Origin of the sequence: Thiobacillus sp. SCUT-2 (genome assembly GCF_035621355.1) — a bacterium.
Lineage (GTDB): Bacteria > Pseudomonadota > Gammaproteobacteria > Burkholderiales > Thiobacillaceae > Thiobacillus > Thiobacillus sedimenti.
The window spans coordinates 1258389-1276695 of the sequence record NZ_CP141769.1; the positions used below are offsets into that span (position 1 = coordinate 1258389).

Here is an 18307-nt window from a genome sequence, read left to right on the forward strand (position 1 = left end):
TCACTTCAGACTGCCTAACGTTCAAGCTAACCCGCCGCCGGAGCGCGCAGCGCGGAGGGAACCCGCCCGCGCAGCGGGTGGGCGGTCGGGTTGAGCGCGATGTTAGGCGCGGAGCAAAGGAAAGACTGCAAACGCATGATGTACGGAACCTCCCTGTAAGCCACGCCTTTATTTGCAACTATGCACCAAACCCCGATGAGGCGCGAGCCGGAATTTGAATGGTGAGTTTGTAGCCAGAATTGGCTGCCAAACCACTGACAGAAAACACCCTGAATCACCGAAGCGCCTAACGCTTGAGTTAAGCGGCGGCGAAGCCGTCCGCCTTGAACGAACTGTTAGCTGCCGCTTCGGTTACGGCGAACGTTACCCCGTAGAGCAGCGCCAACCCAAGCTCCGATGGCGAGCATTGCAAAAACCACGGGGATAGCCATAGCTGCCACACCAAACACGACAGTGAAATTGGCGCCGCCAAGGATGCTAGAGGCGACGAGGCCGGCTAGAGCACATGCTGTCAGGGCTGCTCCCCATACAATGATGCGCTTGGGCTTCACGAAAGCCGCCAAAAGCGCTCCGCCGCCAATCAATACGATCCATGTGATGTACGCGGTATCCATAGGCAGCTAACGTTTGAGTTGAGGGGCGCCATGGAAGCGGCGCGAAAATAGCCGAAGGCGCGCCGCTTTCATGGCGTCCCTCTCGAACGTGATGTTAGGCCAATGCATGCTGAATAACCGCCATAACGACAGGAACTAGAACTGACTTGGCCAACGCAATGTAACTAAACAACAGCAAGTAAAAAGCAATACGCCCCAAATCACCCCAAGACGCGAACAGGTTTGTGCCCTTTGGGGAGAGGATCAGTAACCAAAGCACGGGCAGCCCAACGATGGTGGAAGCTGCAAATACAGTGGCAAAAGGCGGGCTGATAAATGCTGAAATGAAAATGACAAGAACACATGCAGCAATAGTCCAGAAACCCAAGCGATCTTTTCGCTCTAATGAGATGCGTAGATTATTCGGCGTGAGCTTCATGTGTGGCCTAACGTAGAGCTAACCGGCGGCGCTTTAGCGCCGTCCAGCGACCGGAGGGAGCGAGGTTGAGCGCCATGTTAGGCAATTCATTCCGCATGAGCATTTTCTGACCCCCCACCCAAGGTACAAGCAATTGGGACAACAACAGCGGGACTAATCGTGACTAGCACGGACAACGACAAGCCCGCGGCAAATGCTACCTGAGCAAATTTTCGGGTGCCCATGTGTGGACGAAGAACAAGCTCTAGAATCCAGCCACCCGTATACATGAGGTTGGCTGCGACGCCATAGAGAACTATCCCGATAACGGCAAAGAGCGGCGGATCAGGGACCCCGCATTCCGATCCCGTGAGCAAAGCCGTAAGCACGCCACTGATGATGGAAACCACACCGGCCGCCCCGACCAGAAGATTGAAGGGGACTCTGCGCAGCTCCCACCATAGGATTGTTTCTTTCACAGTAAGCGGATCGGACTTTCGGTCAAAAGCACGATGGATTAGCTGGAGCATCTCGGGCCTAACGTTTGAATTAAGGGGCGCGCTTTAGCGCGTCCCGCTTGAATGATGGGTTAGGCGTGGAAGAGATGAGAGCCGGCAACATTATTCCTTTGTACTGCAGGACGGGCAGTGCCATGAAACCTTTGGGTGCGACCCCACCATGTGCCATATCGCCCAGAGTATGACCGCTGGCACCCCGATGATAACAACCGCTCCATAACGCCCGCCCCCTATGCCGAAGGCGCTCAAGAAAAGGAATGCGAAACCAAGGATTAAAAGCGACAGGACAGATGCCCCGACTACATCGATCAAGCTACGCTGCTGGCGCACTTCTTGTTCCATTGCGGCGCCACATTTCTGGCAAGGGTGATGGCCTTGGGTGTTTTCCACAATACATGCGCCTAACGTAAAGTGTCCATCCTAAATGACGCCTTATAAACCGTCATTCCTGATGGTGTTTGTAAAAAATGTGCTAAAAAACAATTTATTAGTATTTTTTAGGGCGTCCTAAAATGCCAGCAAATGCGTCATTGCAGCACTCGCCAAAACTTCTCGATCAGGTGCGCGGCAAGATCCGCCTCAAGCACTACAGCATTCGTACCGAGGAGGCTTATGTCGACTGGATTAAACGCTTCGTCCTGCATTTTGACAAGCGGCATCCTGCCGAGATGGGGGCGCGTGAAGTCGAGGCGTTTCTGACGCACCTGGCCGTGCACGGACGGGTCGCGGCGGCGACGCAGAACCAGGCCAAGTCGGCGCTGCTCTTCCTTTATCGCGAAGTGCTTGAACAGGATTTGCCCTGGCTTGAAAACGTGGAGCGGGCAAAAGCCCCCAGGCGGCTGCCGGTGGTCCTCACGCACGAAGAGGTGCAGGCAGCCCTCTCCCGGCTCGCCGGCACGCATTGGTTGGTGGCGGCCTTGCTGTACGGGGCCGGCCTGCGGATCATGGAGGCCCTGCGCCTCAGGGTGAAAGATGTCGACTTCGCGCGCGGCGAGATTCTGGTGCGTGAGGGGAAGGGGTTCAAGGACCGCGTGACGATGCTTCCCGGGCTCGTGACGGATCCGCTCAAGGCGCACCTGGAACACGTGCGCGCCTTGCACCAGCGCGATCTGGCCGAGGGCCACGGCGAGGTGTACCTGCCTTATGCGCTCGACCGGAAGTATCCGAACGCCGCGCGGGAGTGGGGATGGCAATACGTTTTTCCCTCGAAGAACCGGTCGGTCGATCCGCGTTCAGGGGTAGTGCGAAGGCATCATGTGCAGGACCAGGCGATTCAGCGCGCGATCCGCCAGGCCGTGCGCGACGCAGGCATTGCCAAGCCGGCCACGCCACATACACTGCGTCATTCCTTTGCGACTCACTTGCTCGGAAGTGGCTACGATATCCGCACGGTGCAGGAGCTTCTGGGCCACAAGGACGTGGCGACGACGATGATCTATACGCATGTGCTGAACAAGGGCGGGCGCGGGGTGACCAGCCCGCTCGATATGTGATGACGGACGAGGACTACATGCGCGCGGCGCTCGAGCTGGCGCGCCGGGGCTGGGAAGCGGGGGAGGTGCCGGTCGGCGCGCTGGTGGTGTGCGGGGGCGAGGTCGTCGGCCGCGGGTTCAACCGGCCGATCACCAGCTTCGACCCGACGGCGCACGCCGAGGTGGTGGCGCTGCGCGACGCCGCGGCGCGCGTCGGCAACTACCGGCTGGTGGGCTGCACGCTCTACGTGACGATGGAGCCCTGCGTGATGTGCGCGGGCGCGATCCTGCATGCGCGCGTGGCACGGGTGGTCTACGGCGCGAAGGAGTACAAGACCGGCGCGCACGGCAGCATCGTCGACGTGTTCGCCGAGCCGCGCCTCAATTTCCATTGCGACATCACCGGCGGCGTGCTGGCGGACGAATGCGCGGCGATGATCTCGGGCTTCTTCGAGGCGCGCCGGCAGCAGAAGAAGGAGACGACGCAATGAGCGGGCCGTTCATGGGCAAGCCCTTCATCGAGGTCGACAGCCGGCTGCAGCAGCTCTATCTGTGGGAGCCCGACCCGGACGGCGACCGCCTGATCCGGCAGTATCCGGTGTCCACCGCGGCGAACGGGCTCGGCGAGCAGAGCGGCAGCTACTGCACGCCGCGCGGCCGCCACCGCGTCGCCGAGAAGATCGGTGCCGGCACGCCGCTCCATGCCGTGTTCAAGGCACGCCAGCCGACCGGAGAGATCTGGACGCCCGCGCTCGACGCGGAACACCCGGGGCGCGACTGGATCCTCACGCGCATCCTCTGGCTCGAAGGCCTCGAACCCGGAAAGAACAAGGGCGGCACGGTCGACAGCCACGACCGATACATCTACATCCACGGCACCAGCGAGGAACACCTGATCGGCCAGCCGGCGTCGCACGGCTGCATCCGCATGAAGAATGCGGACGTGGCGGAGCTGTTCGAGCTGGTGCAGGTGGGGACGGAGGTGAGGATTTTCTGAGGTCGGGGGCCGGGCAGCCCCGATTCGAAAGACTCACGGCAGGCTTCGACAGGCCTGTCCTGAGCGAAGTCGAAGGGCTCAGGGCGAACGGGCCGGAAGTTGATCGCTTACGGACGTTGCTGCTTGGTGCTGGCCGCTGTTCCGTTCGTGGTGAGCTTGTCGAACCACAGGTCAGTTCACCTGCGCCTGTAGCGGCGCAGCCCCGATTCGAAAGACTCACGGCAGGCTTCGACAGGGCTGTCCTGAGCGAAGTCGAAGGGCTTTGGGCGAACGGGCTGGGAGTTGATTGCTTATGGGCGTTGCTGCTTGGTGCTGGCCGCTATTCCGTTCGTGGTGAGGCTTTCGATGAATCGAGGACAGGCTTGTCGAACTACATTCCACTTATGCTGGGGCCAGCGCATGGCAGCCCTTCGACAGGCTCAGGGCGAACGGGCTGGGAGTCGATTGCTTATGGGCGTTACTACTTGATACTGGCCGCTGTTCCGTTCGTGGTGAGCTTGTCGAACCACAGGTCAGTTCACGGGGACCTGTAGCGGCGCAACCCCGATTCGAAAGACTCACGGCAGGCTTCGACAGGCCTGTCCTGAGCGAAGTCGAAGGGTGCAGGGCGAACGGGCTGGGAGTTGATCGCATATGGGCGTTGCTACTTGGTGCTGGCAGCTGTCTATGCTGGGGCCAGCGCATGGCAGCCCTTCGACAGGCTCAGGGCAAACGGGCTGGGAGTTGATTACTTACGGGCGTTGCTGCTTGCTACTGGCCGCTGTTCCGTTCGTGGTGAGCTTGTCGAACCACAGGTCAGTTCACCAGGGCCTGTAACAGCGCAGCCCCGATTCGACAGGCTCACGGCGGGCTTCGACAGGCCTGTCCTCAGCGACGTCGAAGGGCTCAGGGCGAACGGGCTGGGAGTTGATTGCTTATGGGCGTTGCTACTTGGTACTGGCCGCTGTTCCGTTCGTGGTGAGCTTGTCGAACCACAGGTCAGTTCACCGGGACCTGTAGCGGCGCAGCCCCGATTCGACAGGCTCACGGCGGGCTTCGACAGGCCTGTCCTGAGCGACGTCGAAGGGCTCAGGGCGAACGGGCCGGGAGTTGATCGCTTGCGGACGTTGCTACTTGGTGCTGGCCGCTGTTCCGTTCGTGGTGATCGTGAGCTTGTCGAACGATCGAACCACATTTTGGCAACGCTCAAATCTCCTTCTTGGATCTGCACTTCGCCAGCCGCGAAATCTCCGCCCAATCTCCGCGCACCAGCGCCTCTTTCTTGGCGCGACTCCAACCCTTGATCTGCCGTTCGAATGTCAGTGCTTCGATGCGCGTTGGGCATTCCTGGCTCCACACGAGGTCAACGGGCAAGCGCGTCGCAGTGTAGCCGCCGCATGCCCCCGTCATGTGTTCGCCGACGCGCCTTTCCAGATCGTCGGTATGGCCTGCGTAGTAGGAACCATCCGCGCAGCGCAGGAGATAAACCCAGAACGTCACGCCTACAGCGGCATCGGCTTGTTCTCGTTGAGGTTGAGCCAGCCCTTGGCGATGCGGTAGATGAACCAGACGCAGGCGACGCCGAGCACGACCCAGCCGACCAGGATGATCCAGGTCAGCGCGCCGAGCACGAACCACACGACGCTCCACCAGAAGGTGCGGATCTGCCAGCTGAAGTGGCTTTCCAGCCAGGTGCCGCGGGCGTCGTCGCGCTTGATGTAGCCGAGCACGATTGCCACGATCGCGGTGATGCCGGCGAACAGCGACAGCGCGTAGAGCGCGTAGATGACGGTGGCGAGCGTCTTCAGGCTCGCGAGCTTGTCGTCGGCGGGAGCATTCATCAGTTACGCGCCTTTTCGTAGAGCGGCATCATTTTCGGCACCAGCGCGTTCAGCGCCTGCATGCGGTTGCTCGGCGACGGGTGGGTGCTGAGGAACTGCGGCGGGCCGTTGCCGTTGGCCTGGCTCATCTTCTCCCACAGGCTGATCGCGGCGTGCGGGTTGTAGCCCGCGCGGGCGGCGAGTTCGATGCCGTAGCGGTCGGCCTCGCTTTCGGCTTCACGGCTGTTCGGCAGCGTCAGCGCGATGTCGGCCACCGGCGCCAGCACGGTGAGGTCGCGCCCGGCGAGGATGGAGCCGAGCTCGAGCCCGCCCTGCGTGGCGATCGCGCGCGACATGCGCTCGCGGCCGTGGCCGAGGATGGCGTGCGAGATCTCGTGGCCCATGATCTGCGCGATCTCGTCGTCGGAGAGGTTCAGCTTGCGGACGATGCCGGTGTAGATCGCCATCTTGCCGCCGGGCATGCACCAGGCGTTGAGCGTCGGCTCGTCGATCACCGTGACCGACCACTTCCAGCTGCGGCTGGGCGGGTACATGTTCTCCGCCTGCACGATCAGGCGGTCGGTGATGCGCTTGACGCGCGCGTTGAGTGCGGCGTCGGTGCTGAGCTTGCCCTTCTGCTGCGCCTCGTTGACGGTCTGCGCGTAGGCCTGCGCGGACGAGGCCTGCGCCTGTTCCTCGGAGACCAGCACCAGTTGCTTGCGGCCCGACACGGGGTTGGTCTGGCACGCTGCCAGAGTGGCGGCGAGCAGGGCGGTCAGCAGCAGTCGGGTTTTCATGGCAGCTCCTCGTGGCGAGACGGCACCGGGTTCAGATCCCGCGCAGCAGTTCGTTGATACCGACCTTGGACAGCGTCTTCTCGTCGACCTTCTTCACGATGACGGCGCAGTAGAGGCTGTACTTGCCGTCCTTGGAGGGCAGGTTGCCGGACACCACGACCGACCCGGCGGGCACGCGGCCGTAGTGGACCTCGCCGGTCTCGCGGTCGTAGATCTTGGTGCTCTGGCCGATGTAGACGCCCATCGAGATCACGCAGTTGTCCTCGACGATGACACCCTCGACGACCTCGGAGCGGGCGCCGATGAAGCAGTTGTCGCCGATGATGGTGGGGTTGGCCTGCACCGGCTCGAGGACGCCGCCGATGCCGACGCCGCCCGAAAGGTGCACGTTCTTGCCGATCTGCGCGCAGGAGCCGACGGTGGCCCAGGTGTCGACCATGGCGCCTTCGTCGACGTAGGCGCCGATGTTGACGTAGGAGGGCATCAGCACGACGTTCTTCGCGATGTACGAGCCCTTGCGCGCGGCAGCCGGCGGCACGACGCGGAAGCCGCCTTCGCGGAAGTCCTTGGAGTTGAAGTCGGCGAACTTCGACGGCACCTTGTCGTAGTAGTTGGTGTAGCCGCCCTTGATGAAGGCGTTGTCCTCGAGGCGGAACGACAGCAGCACGGCCTTCTTGACCCACTGGTTGGTTTTCCATTCCTGGCCTTGCACGCGCTCGGCGACGCGCAGCTGGCCCATGTCGAGCAGGTCGATCACGGCCATGACGGCGTCCTTGACCTGTGCCGGGGCGTTGCGCGGGTTGAGTTCGGCACGGCGCTCGAAGGCGTCTTCGATGATTTTCTGCAGGTCTTGCATGGCGTTTTCCTGTTGTTGAAGGTTGAATCGAATGAGGGGCGGACCTTATGCGGCCTTGCCCGCGAAACGGACGATGCGGCCGGCCGCCTCGACGCAGGCGTCGAGGTGGTCGACCAGCGCGATGCGGATGTAGCCCTTGCCGGGGTTGGCCATGCCGGCGTCGCGCGCGAGGAAGCTGCCGGGCAGCACGGTGACGTGCTCCTGCTCGTAGAGGCCGCGCGCGAACGCGGCGTCGTCGCCGCCCGGCACGCGCGCCCACAGGTAGAAGGCGGCGTCCGGCGCGTCGAAGGACAGCACGTCCTTGAGCATCGGCATCACGGCGGCGAACTTCGCCGCGTACTGGCGGCGGTTCTCGACGACGTGCGCCTCGTCGTTCCACGCCGCGATGCTCGCGGCCTGCACCGCCGGGCTCATCGCGCTGCCGTGGTAGGTGCGGTAGAGCAGGAATTTCTTCATCACCTCGGCGTCGCCGGCGACCATGCCCGAGCGCAGGCCGGGGACGTTGGAGCGCTTCGACAGCGAGTTGAACACGACGAGGTTCCGGAAGCCGCGGCCGAGCTGCTGCGAGGCGGTCAGCGCGCCGAGCGGCGGCGTGCCTTCGTCAATCGGTGTGGGCATCACGCTCGCCCCCTCTCCCGCCTGCGGGAGAGGGTCGGGGAGAGGGCGCGAAGCGGTCGGGTCGGCCATCGCCTTCGCCCCCTCTCCCGCCTGCGGGAGAGGGCGGGGGAGAGGGAAATAGATCTCCGAATAGCATTCGTCGGCCGCGATGACGAAGCCGTGGCGGTCGGACAGCTCGAACACTTCCTTCCAGTCGTCGAGCGACATGACCTTGCCGGTGGGGTTGCCGGGCGAGCAGACGTAGACCAGGTTGATCTGCTCCCACAGGTCTTCCGGCACGCGCGACCACTCCATGCGGAAGCCGTTCTCGGGGACGGTGTTGAGGAAGAACAGGCGGGCGCCGGCCAGCAGCGCCGCGCCCTCGTAGATCTGGTAGAACGGGTTGGGCGAGATGACGGTGCGGCGGCCGTGGCGGGTCGAGTCGACGCTCGCCTGGGCGAACGCGAACAGCGCCTCGCGCGAGCCGTTCACCGGCAGCACTTCGGTCGCCGGGTCGAGTTTCACGCCATAGCGCCGGCCCGCCCAGGCGGCGATGGCCTGGCGCAGCGCATCGGTGCCCTGAGTGATGGGATAATTCGCCAGCCCGTCGAGCCCCGCGACCAGCGCATCCTTGATGAACTGCGGCGTCGGGTGCTTGGGTTCGCCGATCGACAGGTTGATCGGCGACAGCCCGGGATTCGGCGTCACGCCCGCGAAGAGCTCGCGCAGCTTCTGGAACGGGTAGGGATGGAGGAGGTCGAGACGCGGGTTCATTGCAGGTCGAAATTTAACGCAGCCACGCATTATAAAGCCCCATGCCGTCGATTCCCCTGCGGCGCACGCTCGCCGTCGCCAGCCTTGTCTACGCCGCCTCGATGTGGGGGCTGGTGTGGTATCCCTACCGCCTGTTGAGCGAGGCCGGCGTCGGCGGCATCGCCTCCAGCCTCGTCACCTACGCCGTGCCGCTGCTGGCGCTCGGCTGGGCGCACGGACGGGCGCTGCGCGCCGCGCGCGGCCGCGGGGCCTGGCTCGCGGCGCTGGCCCTCGCGGCGGGCTGGACCAATCTCGCCTACGTGCTGGCGGTGCTCGAAGGCGAGGTCGTGCGGGTGCTGCTGCTGTTCTACCTGTCGCCGCTGTGGACCGTGCTGTTCGCGCGCATCCTGCTGGGCGAGCAGCTCAACCGCGCCGGCTGGGCGGTGATGGCGCTGGCGGCCGGCGGCGCGCTGGTCATGCTGTGGCAGCCCGGCGACTGGCCGCTGCCGGCCAGCCGCGCCGAATGGCTGGCGCTGTCGGCGGGCGTGATGTTCGCCGCGAGCAACGTCATCAGCCGCCATCTCGACGGCGTCGCGGAGAGCGCCAAGGCGGTGGCGGTGTGGGGCGGCGTGGTCGTCTGGACCGCCGCCGGTCTCGCCTGGCGTCCGGCCGAGCTCGATTTCCTGGGCGCGGCTTCCGCGCACGCGTGGCTGCTGCTGGTCGGCGTCGGGGCCGTCATCGGCAGCATGACCTATGCCGTGCAGTACGGCCTGGCGCGCGTGCCGGCCAACCAGGCCATCGTCATCTTCCTGTTCGAACTGGTGGTCGCGGCGATTGCCGCCTATTTCCTGTCCGACGAGCGCATGAGCGCCCAGGAATGGGCCGGCGCGGCCATGATCGTCACCGCCAGCCTGTTTTCGGGACACATGGAAAACGCTCAACACGAGGAGAAAACAGCCCATGCCTGATTCACTTCCTTCAGGGCAGATCAACGGCCTGCTGCACGCCGGCCTGCTGGTGTCCGACCTGGCGCGCGCCCGAGGCTTCTACGAGTCGGTGCTCGGGCTCAAGCCCTGTCCGCGCCCCGAGCTGCCGTATGCCGGCGCGTGGTACGAGCTCGGCGGCGGCCAGCAGCTGCACCTGATGTGCCTGCCCAACCCGGACGCGGGCATTGCGCGCCCGGCGCACGGCGGCCGCGACCGCCACATCGCGCTGGGGGTGAAGGAGATGGCCGGGCTGAAGAGCCGGCTCGACGCGGCAGGGGTGACGTACACCGCCAGCCAGTCCGGCCGCGCAGCCTTGTTCTGCCGTGACCCTGACATGAACACCCTGGAGTTCGTCGAAATCCGCTAGCCGGGCCAGGCTTCGCGCTCCCGCCCCCGGTGCTTCGCACCCGCCGAGTCGCCGCTTGCACCCGGACATGAACACCCTGGAGTTCGTCGAAATCCGCTAGCCGGGCCAGGCTTCGCGCTCCCGCCCCAGGTGCTGCGCACCCGCCGAGTCGCTGCTTGCACCCGGACATGAATATCCTGGCGTTCATCGGGGCGGATCGGACGCTCCCTGGGATGTGAGCGAACGCACGCGGCGCAGCAGCCCCAGGATGAATCCGGCAAATGTCGCCGTCCACGCGGCAAGCGCGATGTAAAGAAAGGCCGGCGGCAGGAATCCGAGGAAGTCGAATCCCATCGCCTGGCGCATCCGGTCGGTGCCGAGCGCATACATGCCGAGCGGAAAAACGGCGCCCCAGTAAAGCGGGTCGTATTTCATCGGGAAGCGCTTGTACACGTGGCGCCACAGGGCGAGTATCAGCAGCATGGGAATCCACCAGGTGCCGGTCGCCCAGTAGAAGACCGTGAACGCCTTGATGAACGGCAACAGCGAGTCGAGGAAGGGGGCGCCGGACACGTTGATCATGAGCAGCGATCCCGCGAGGGTCGAAATGGCCATGGCGCCCATGTTGATCCAGTACGGCGGCGTCAGGTCGCCGGGGGCAAGCCCGAAGAAGGTGTAACGGTAGAAGATGAGCGACATCATCCAGATGTACAGCATGCCGCCCCACAGCCACATCGAGAGCACGAGGAAGTTCATCTCCAGCTTCCCGGGCTGATCGACGTGGGCAGCGAGCAGTGCACCGAGCGCCGCGATCGACTGGGTCGCCACGACGGCGAGCAGCCAGGCGCCGTTGATTCCCTTGTCGAGGGTCGGCTTATGGTCCTTGACGGTGAAGCCCGCGAAGATCGTGTAGGTCAGCGCAATCCAGAGCACGATCGCCACGCCCCACAGCACGATGCCGGTGCGGTAGTCCGCCGAGAGCACGACGAACTGGTTGCCGAGAATGCCGGTTGCGGCGACCGTGGTGAAAAACCCGGGGCCGCGCAGGTGATCGAGCATGTCGCTGAAGAACGGGCGGGTATGGCGAACCATGCGCAGCACGGTCAGCGCGCACAGCGCGGCATAGACGACGACGTTGAGGTGGAACAGCGCGTGCGCGACGCGCGGCATGGCCAGGAAGTGAGCGGCGAGCGAGACGACGCCCGTCGCCATGACCATGCCGAAATAGGCGGGCGACATGCCGGCCAGCTCGGCGAGCGAGCGCCGGCCCCGCGACTCGCGTCGGGCTGATGGACCGCGTGGGTCGGGTCTTGTGCTCATGGCCTCCGCGACGGGCGTCGTCCCGCGTAGCTCCGTAGCATAGCGCACCGTTCTCGGGCGGCGAGGCCATCCACGCGGCATCCGCACGCGCAGGTGGATGCATGGCGGTCGGGCGGGTCGGCGCAACGCCGGTTCGCGGCACGCATGCCCTGCCGGGAGGCGGGTTGAATGCAGGCCCGTGCCCCCCATATAGATCCCGTATTGCCTTCGAGGAGCAGACGATGAGCGAGTGGGTCGAGGCAACCGTAGTCGAACGCATACGCTGGAACGATGCACTGATTTCGCTGCGTTTCGAGGCCGAGCTGGCCCCTTTCAATGCGGGCCAGTTCATTCGCGCGGGGATGGACATTGCCGGCGAACGCATCGGGCGCCCGTATTCCATGGTCAATGCGCCCGACGAGAGGCCGCACGAGATCTATTTCAACGTCGTTCGCGAAGGCCCGCTTTCGCCCCGTCTGGCCCAGCTTCAGCCAGGAGAACGCTTCTGGGTCGTGCCCGCGCCCACTGGATTCCTCACCCTGGATGAAATTCCCGACGCCCGACACCTCTGGCTCCTCGCCACGGGTACCGCGATCGGTCCTTTCCTCTCCATCCTTAAGACCGCGGCGCCCTGGTCGCGGTTTGAAAAAGTCGTGCTGGGTCATTCGGTTCGCACACGGGACGAGCTGAGTTACCAGGAGACCATCCAGGAAATACAGCAGCGCCACCCCGTGCAATTCCAGTATGTTCCGTTCGTCACCCGAGAACCCGGCGACGGCCCTCTAGGTCAGCGGATTCCCGCCAGCATCGAAAGCGGCGCACTGGAGCGGGAAACGGGCCTGGCTCTGACCCCGGCGCTTGCCCACGTGATGCTATGCGGAAATGCCGGCATGCTGCAGGACACCCTGGCCAGCCTGGAAAAACGCGGGTTGAAGCGGCATCGCCGGCGCGAGCCCGGTCATGTCAGCATGGAAAAATATCACTGAGGGTGTCGGCGGCCCGCATGAGCGTCAGGCGCGCGCCCTGGGCAGCGCCCCATCGATTGGCGCCCGGTTGAGCATCGCGACCGTCATGGGATCATGCGCGTCGCAGCAGGACCGTGACGAGCAGGGAGGCGTCCTCCAGTGCCCTGACGGCGTGCGGCTCGGCGTCGGCAAGGTAGACCATGTCTCCTGCGCGGAGGATCTGCGTTCGTCCGTGGGCATCGAGTTCCACGGCGCCTTCCAGGCATTGAAGGGTGAGGGCGCCCGACGCCTTGTGATCCGGGGCGGCCGTCCCGGCGATCAGTACGAACCGGAAGACTTCGAGGTGATCGGCCCTGACCAGCGTGCTCGAACGCGCCTGGCGCAATGCCGGGCCAAGTGGGCGGACGTCGATCAGCTCGCCGGATGCTGCGTGGGTCATGGCCATGAACGCTCCTTGCCGGAATAACGAAGATGTCCGGATTCAGGCTTGATGCATGGTCCTGACTATAGCCCTTGGCCCCGGGTCGCAGGGGAGGCGAAGGTTTGCAGGCCGTCGCGCGCCAGCAGGGCGGCACCGTAGGCGGCTTGCGTGTGCGTGGCGCGCGCGACCGGAATCCCCAGCAGACGCTGGCGAATACGCATCCAGGCGGGGTTTTGCGCGCCGCCACCCGCGGTTTCGATCCGGCGCACCGGCGTCGCACCGAGCTCGGCGAGCAGGCGGTAGCCCCGGGTCTCGATGCGCGCGAGGCTTTCCAGCAGGCCGTGCAGGAATTCGGCGTCGTCGGCCGGGCGCGGCACGAGGCGGGGCGCCAGCGCGGGATCGTTGACCGGGAAGCGCTCGCCGGCCTTCGGCAGCGGGACGTAATCGAGCGGGCTGGCGACCGCCGGGTCGATGCGCTCGGACAGCACGGCCAGCTGGCGGTCGTCGAAGAACTGCCGCAGCACCGCGCCGCCGGCGTTGGACGCGCCGCCCGCGAGCCAGCGGTCGCCGAACCAGTGCGAGTAGACGCCGTGCTCGACCGATTCCACCCGCGTGTCGGACAGCAGCTTCAGCACCAGCGTGCTGCCGAGCGAGGTGACCGCGTCGCCGCTGCCCGAAACACCCGCGGCGAGGAAGGCGGCGATCGAATCGGTGGTGCCGGCGTGCACCATGCAGCCGGGATAGACGCCGAGATAGCGCGCGCGCGGGCGCGACACCGTGGCGAGGCGTGCGCCGGGCGCGATCGGCACCGGCAGGTAGTCGATGTCGGCGAGGTACTCGACCCAGGCCGGCCACTTCAGGGTGTCGAGGTCGAGCCCCAGCTTGAGGGCGTTGTGGTAGTCGCTCATGCCGACCCGGCCGGTCAGCAGCCCTGACAGCCAGTCGGCCTGGTTGAGGTAGAGGCGGGCGCCGGTGAGGCCGAGCCGCTTCTTCAGCCACAGCATCTTCGCCAGCCCCGAGGTGACGGCGGCGGCCGGATGGCCGGGCGTCGCAGTCCTGGCGATCAGGGCCGCCTCGTCGACGGCGCGGTCGTCGTTGTAGAGCAGCGGCGGATGGCGTGGCGACAGTTCCTCGTCGCACGCGAGCACGGTGCCGGAAGTGCCGTCGAGCGCGATGTCCGAGAGCTGGGTGCGGATCGGCGCCGGCAGCGTGGCGACGAGGTCCCACAGGGCCTCGCGCCAGATGCCGGCGCGCTCGTGCTCGGCGAGTTCGCCGAAGTCGCGCGCATCCTCGGCGACGATGGTGCCGGCGGCGTCGATGACGCAGGCGCGCGCGCCGCTGGTGCCGAAGTCTATTCCGAGAAAGTACAATGGCTTATCCGCGTGTATTCGACTGATGCTCGAACTGCATGAGGTCGACGCGCGGCGCCGGCTGCCAGCCTTCCTTGCGGTGCTCGGCGACGACGTTGGTGAAGATGCCGCCGCGCACGTAGAACTTGGCGGTGAGCCGCATGTAGCGCGGCTGGGTCGCCGCCACCAGGTCGTCGAGGATGCGGTTGGTGACGTCCTCGTGGAAATGGCCCTCGTCGCGGAAGCTCCACATGTAGAGCTTGAGGCTCTTCAGCTCGACGCAGGCCTGGTCGGGGATGTAGTCGAGGATCAGCGTAGCGAAATCGGGCTGACCGGTCTTGGGGCAAAGACACGTGAATTCAGGGACTTCCATGTGGATGTGAAAGTCGCGTCCCGGCTTCGGGTTGGGGAAGGTCTCGAGGGTCTTGGAGGGCGTGGAGGGCATGAAAAGGCTCGGTGTAGAATGGCGGGCTGAAACAGGGCGTCCCCGTGGGGACGTCGGGAGACATACATTATAAAAGCGAAGGTTGCATCGTCTTGCGTCTGACCCACATCAAACTCGCCGGCTTCAAGAGCTTCGTCGATCCCACCGTGATACCCGTGCCCGCGCAGCTGACCGGCGTGGTGGGCCCGAACGGCTGCGGCAAGTCCAACGTGATCGACGCGGTGCGCTGGGTGCTCGGCGAATCGTCGGCCAAGCACCTGCGCGGCGAGACCATGCAGGACGTGATCTTCAACGGCTCCGGCACGCGCAAGCCGGCCTCGCGCGCCTCGGTCGAACTGGCCTTCAACAACGAGCTCGGCCGCGCCGCCGGCCAGTGGTCGCAGTACGGCGAGATCTCGGTCAAGCGCGTGCTCGACCGCAGCGGCGAGTCGACCTACTACATCAACAACATGCGGGTGCGGCGGCGCGACGTCGCCGACCTCTTCCTCGGCACCGGCGTCGGTGCGCGCGCCTACGCCATCATCGAGCAGGGCATGATCACCAAGCTGATCGAGGCCAAGCCCGAGGAACTGCGCGGCTACCTGGAAGAGGCGGCCGGGGTCTCCAAGTACAAGGAGCGCCGCAAGGAGACCGAGGCGCGCCTCAAGGACGCGCGCGACAACCTCAACCGCGTCGAGGACATCCAGCGCGAGCTGACGGGCCAGGTCGAGAAGCTCACCGCCCAGGCCGAGGTCGCCCAGCATTACAAGCAGCTGCAGGCCGACCTGACCTACGCGCAGCACCGGCTGTGGTACGCGAAGAAGCACGACGCGGCGCAGCAGCGCGCGCGCATCGACCGCGACCTCACCGAAGCCCAGACGAAGCTGGACGCCGAGACGGCGCGCCTGCGCCACATCGAAGCCGAACTCGAAGCCGCGCGCCAGAGCCAGTTCGCCGGTCAGGACACGCTCAACGCCGTGCAGGCTGCGTACTACCAGGCGCAGTCCGAGGTCGCCCGCATCGAGCAGACGATGGCGCACCAGAACGCCACCCGCGAGCGGCTCCATCGCCAGGTGCACGATCTCGGCGCGCGGGTCGAGGCGCAGCAGGCCCGCCGCACCGCCACCGCGGAGACACTCGAGGAAGTCACGGCGCAGCAGCCCGCACTCGAGGCCGCGCTGATGGAAGCCGAGGCGGCGGCCCGCGAGGCCACCGACAGCACGCTGCCCGAGAAGGAATCCGCCCTGCGCGCCGCGCAGCAGGCGGTCGGCGAGGCGCAGCGCGCGGTGTCGCAACTCGACCAGGCGCGCCAGGTCGACGAGAACAGCCTCGGCCACACGCGCCGGCAGATCGAACAGCTGGAGGCCCGCCATCGCCGGCTCGAGCAGGAGCAGGCGCAGCTGCCGCGCCCCGATGCCGGCGGACTGGCCCAGAAGCAGGTCGACGTCGAGGCGCTGGCGCAGACCCTGGAGATCGCGCAGGCGCGGCTCAGGGAAGCGGAGACCGCGCTGCCCGAGCTCGACGCCGCGCGAGCCGGGCACATGCGCGAGCTCGAGACCGCGCGCAAGGCGCTGCACCAGACCGAGGCCGAACTCGCCGCGCTGCAGAAGCTGCAGGAAAGCCTCAAGGCCGACGAGAAGCTGGGTGCCTGGCTGTCGCGCCGCAACCTGCAGCACGCCGCGCGGCTATGGGAAAAGCTCGGCGTCGCGCCGGGCTGGGAGGCCGCGGTCGAGGCGGTGCTGCGCGAGCGGCTGCAGGCGGTCGCGGCGGACGCGCAGGCGGACTGGTTCGCCGAGGCGCCGCCGGCGCGGCTGACCGTCTGGGCGGCACAGGGTGTCGCCGCCGCGGAGGCGCCTGCCGAAACGCTCGCCAGCAAGGTCCGCACCGACGACCTCGCCGCGCAGGCCGCGCTGGCCGACTGGCTGGCCGGCGTGTACTGGGCCGACGATGCCGGCGCCGCACGCGCGCGCGCTTCGACGCTCCTTTCGGGGGAATGCGTCGTCACCCCGCAGGGCCACGTCTTCACGCCGCACAGCGTCACCTTCCATGGCCCGCATACCGCGGTCGAGGGCATCCTCGCGCGCGGCCGCGAGCTCGACCGGCTCGCCGACGACGCCGTGCGGCTGCGCGACGAGGCGGCGCAGCACGAGGCCGCCTACAACGAAGCGCACGCCGGATACGGCGACCGCCAGCGCGAGATCCAGGCGCTGCGCGCGCAGACCGGCCAGATGCAGGGCCGCCACCATACGGCGCAGATGGAGCTGCTGCGCCTGCAGCAGGCGCTCGAACGCGTGCAGAGTCGCGCCGCGCAGATCGCCCAGGAACTCGAGGAAGTCGCGGCCCAGCTGGAGGGCGCGCGCGCCGAGGTCGAGGCGCTGGAGGCGCGCCTGAAGGAATATCGCGGGCAGGAAGAGACCGCGCGCGAGGCCCTCTACGCCGCCCGCCAGCAGCGCGACCAGGCCGACCGCGCCGTCTTCGAGGCACGCGAACTGCAGCGCGCCGCCGAGCGCCGCCATCAGGAAGCCGGCTTCGCGCTGACCACCTGTACCAACAAGATCCGCGAACTGTCCGAGACGCTGGCGCGCATCGAGCAGGAGATCGACGAAGACGCGGCGCGGCTCATCGAGGCGCGCGACGAGCTCGCGCGCCTGCCGGCGGATGCGCTCGACGCCGAGCTGCAGGCGGCGCTGGCGACGCGCACCGAATGCGAAGCCGCGCTCGCCGCCGCGCGCGACGCGCTCGAAGGCCTGAGCGCCCAGCTGCGCAGCCACGACGAGGCGCGGCTGGCGTGCGAGCAGGGTCTCGACCCGCTGCGCCGCACCATCGAGCAGCTCAAGCTCAAGGACCAGGAAGCCATGCTGATGCAGGCGCAGTTCGAACTGCAGCTGCGCGAGGCGGCAGCCGACGAGGCGAGCCTCGAATCGGGGCTGGCCGACAGCCCTAGGCCTTCCCAGCTGCAGGCGGAGATCAACCGGCTGCAGAACGAGATCGCCGGGCTCGGCGCGGTCAACCTCGCCGCGCTGGAAGAGCTCACCCAGGCGAAGGCGCGCGCCGAGTATCTCGCCGCGCAGTGCGCCGACCTGCTGGAAGCCGTCACCACGCTGGAGGACGCGATCCGCCGCATCGACCAGGAGTCGCGCGCACGGCTCAAGGACACCTTCGACACCGTCAACCGGCACATGGGCGAGCTCTTCCCGCAGCTCTTCGGCGGCGGCCAGGCGAAGCTGATCCTCACCGGCGAGGAACTGCTCGACGCCGGCGTGCAGGTGTTCGCCCAGCCGCCGGGCAAGAAGAACGCGTCGATCCACCTGCTGTCGGGCGGCGAGAAGACGTTGACCGCGCTGTCGCTGGTGTTCGCGATGTTCAAGCTCAACCCGGCGCCGTTCTGCCTGCTCGACGAGGTCGACGCGCCGCTCGACGACGCCAACACCGAGCGCTACTGCAATCTCGTCAAGGCGATGTCGGACCAGACCCAGTTCCTGTTCATCACCCACAACCGCGTCACCATGGAGATGGCGCAGCACCTGGCCGGCGTCACCATGCAGGAGCAGGGCGTGTCGCGCATCGTCGCGGTGGACGTGGAAGAGGCGGCGGGGATGGTCGAGGCGGCCTGAGCACGCGATAGATCTCTTGGCACGCTGGCTACTCTTTGTGCCGGAGCCTATTCATACGCCGCAGCATTAAACAATGTTGGGAGAAGGCGGAATGAACGGCACA

17 protein-coding genes are annotated in these 18307 nt (G+C 66.1%); 7 read left to right on the forward strand and 10 right to left on the reverse strand.

The window, feature by feature from the left end; all coding sequences use genetic code 11:
* Nucleotides 1-708: 708 nt before the first annotated feature.
* Complete coding sequence (locus tag VA613_RS06205) at nt 709-1032, reverse strand: hypothetical protein (RefSeq protein ID WP_324780992.1); 324 nt, start codon at nt 1030-1032, stop codon at nt 709-711.
* Nucleotides 1033-2041: 1009 nt separating this feature from the next.
* Between VA613_RS06205 and VA613_RS06210 the strand changes: the two genes are divergently transcribed.
* The 3 genes from VA613_RS06210 to VA613_RS06220 are packed head-to-tail and all read left to right on the forward strand — an operon-like array spanning nt 2042 to nt 3998.
* Complete coding sequence (locus tag VA613_RS06210; protein WP_324780993.1) at nt 2042-3022, forward strand: integron integrase; 981 nt, start codon at nt 2042-2044, stop codon at nt 3020-3022.
* The gene (gene tadA / locus VA613_RS06215) at nt 3022-3492 is read left to right on the forward strand and encodes a tRNA adenosine(34) deaminase TadA (RefSeq protein WP_324780994.1); all 471 of its coding nucleotides are present in this window, start codon (nt 3022-3024) and stop codon (nt 3490-3492) included. Before VA613_RS06210 ends, tadA begins: the two co-directional genes overlap by 1 nt.
* Nucleotides 3493-3503: 11 nt before the next feature.
* On the forward strand, nt 3504-3998 hold the full coding sequence (locus tag VA613_RS06220) for a L,D-transpeptidase (RefSeq protein ID WP_324781224.1): 495 nt from the start codon (nt 3504-3506) through the stop codon (nt 3996-3998).
* A 1185-nt stretch (nt 3999-5183) separates the two neighbouring features.
* Here the strand turns inward: VA613_RS06220 and VA613_RS06225 are convergent.
* Genes VA613_RS06225 through VA613_RS06245 form a run of 5 tightly spaced genes read right to left on the reverse strand, consistent with a single transcriptional unit; the run spans nt 5184 to nt 8821 of the window.
* Nucleotides 5184-5477, reverse strand: coding sequence for a GIY-YIG nuclease family protein (locus VA613_RS06225; protein ID WP_324780995.1), 294 nt, complete (start codon nt 5475-5477; stop codon nt 5184-5186).
* Between the two features lie 2 nt (nt 5478-5479).
* On the reverse strand, nt 5480-5818 hold the full coding sequence (locus VA613_RS06230) for a DUF4870 family protein (RefSeq protein WP_324780996.1): 339 nt from the start codon (nt 5816-5818) through the stop codon (nt 5480-5482).
* Nucleotides 5818-6594: a M48 family metallopeptidase gene (locus VA613_RS06235; RefSeq protein WP_324780997.1), complete on the reverse strand. Its 777-nt coding sequence runs from the start codon at nt 6592-6594 to the stop codon at nt 5818-5820. The genes VA613_RS06230 and VA613_RS06235 overlap by 1 nt, the downstream gene beginning before the upstream one ends.
* A gap of 31 nt (nt 6595-6625) precedes the next feature.
* A complete protein-coding gene (dapD, locus tag VA613_RS06240) occupies nt 6626-7450 on the reverse strand; it encodes a 2,3,4,5-tetrahydropyridine-2,6-dicarboxylate N-succinyltransferase (RefSeq protein WP_324780998.1) in 825 nt (274 codons plus the stop codon).
* Between the two features lie 45 nt (nt 7451-7495).
* Nucleotides 7496-8821, reverse strand: a complete 1326-nt coding sequence (locus tag VA613_RS06245; protein WP_324780999.1) for a pyridoxal phosphate-dependent aminotransferase — start codon at nt 8819-8821, stop codon at nt 7496-7498.
* A gap of 41 nt (nt 8822-8862) precedes the next feature.
* On the opposite strand from VA613_RS06245, the gene VA613_RS06250 reads away from it, so the two are divergent.
* Nucleotides 8863-9768: a DMT family transporter gene (locus VA613_RS06250; RefSeq protein ID WP_324781000.1), complete on the forward strand. Its 906-nt coding sequence runs from the start codon at nt 8863-8865 to the stop codon at nt 9766-9768.
* Nucleotides 9761-10153 (forward strand): VOC family protein, encoded by a 393-nt coding sequence (locus tag VA613_RS06255; RefSeq protein WP_324781001.1) that lies wholly within the window; start codon nt 9761-9763, stop codon nt 10151-10153. Before VA613_RS06250 ends, VA613_RS06255 begins: the two co-directional genes overlap by 8 nt.
* Nucleotides 10154-10336: 183 nt before the next feature.
* On the opposite strand, the gene VA613_RS06260 is transcribed toward VA613_RS06255, so the two are convergent.
* On the reverse strand, nt 10337-11452 hold the full coding sequence (locus VA613_RS06260) for a tellurite resistance/C4-dicarboxylate transporter family protein (protein WP_324781002.1): 1116 nt from the start codon (nt 11450-11452) through the stop codon (nt 10337-10339).
* A 221-nt stretch (nt 11453-11673) separates the two neighbouring features.
* Here VA613_RS06260 and VA613_RS06265 point away from each other — a divergent pair, with 221 nt between their 5' ends.
* Entirely contained in the window at nt 11674-12417 is a 744-nt protein-coding gene (locus tag VA613_RS06265; protein ID WP_324781003.1) for a ferredoxin--NADP reductase, read from the forward strand.
* Between the two features lie 91 nt (nt 12418-12508).
* Here VA613_RS06265 and VA613_RS06270 read toward each other — a convergent pair whose 3' ends face one another.
* Genes VA613_RS06270 through queF form a run of 3 tightly spaced genes read right to left on the reverse strand, consistent with a single transcriptional unit; the run spans nt 12509 to nt 14611 of the window.
* Nucleotides 12509-12841, reverse strand: a complete 333-nt coding sequence (locus tag VA613_RS06270) for a cupin domain-containing protein (RefSeq protein ID WP_324781004.1) — start codon at nt 12839-12841, stop codon at nt 12509-12511.
* A 59-nt stretch (nt 12842-12900) separates the two neighbouring features.
* The gene (locus tag VA613_RS06275) at nt 12901-14187 is read right to left on the reverse strand and encodes an FGGY-family carbohydrate kinase (RefSeq protein WP_324781005.1); all 1287 of its coding nucleotides are present in this window, start codon (nt 14185-14187) and stop codon (nt 12901-12903) included.
* Between the two features lie 4 nt (nt 14188-14191).
* Nucleotides 14192-14611, reverse strand: coding sequence for a preQ(1) synthase (gene queF / locus VA613_RS06280; protein WP_324781006.1), 420 nt, complete (start codon nt 14609-14611; stop codon nt 14192-14194).
* Between the two features lie 92 nt (nt 14612-14703).
* On the opposite strand from queF, the gene smc reads away from it, so the two are divergent.
* Nucleotides 14704-18204, forward strand: coding sequence for a chromosome segregation protein SMC (gene smc, locus VA613_RS06285; protein WP_324781007.1), 3501 nt, complete (start codon nt 14704-14706; stop codon nt 18202-18204).
* Nucleotides 18205-18307: the final 103 nt, after the last annotated feature.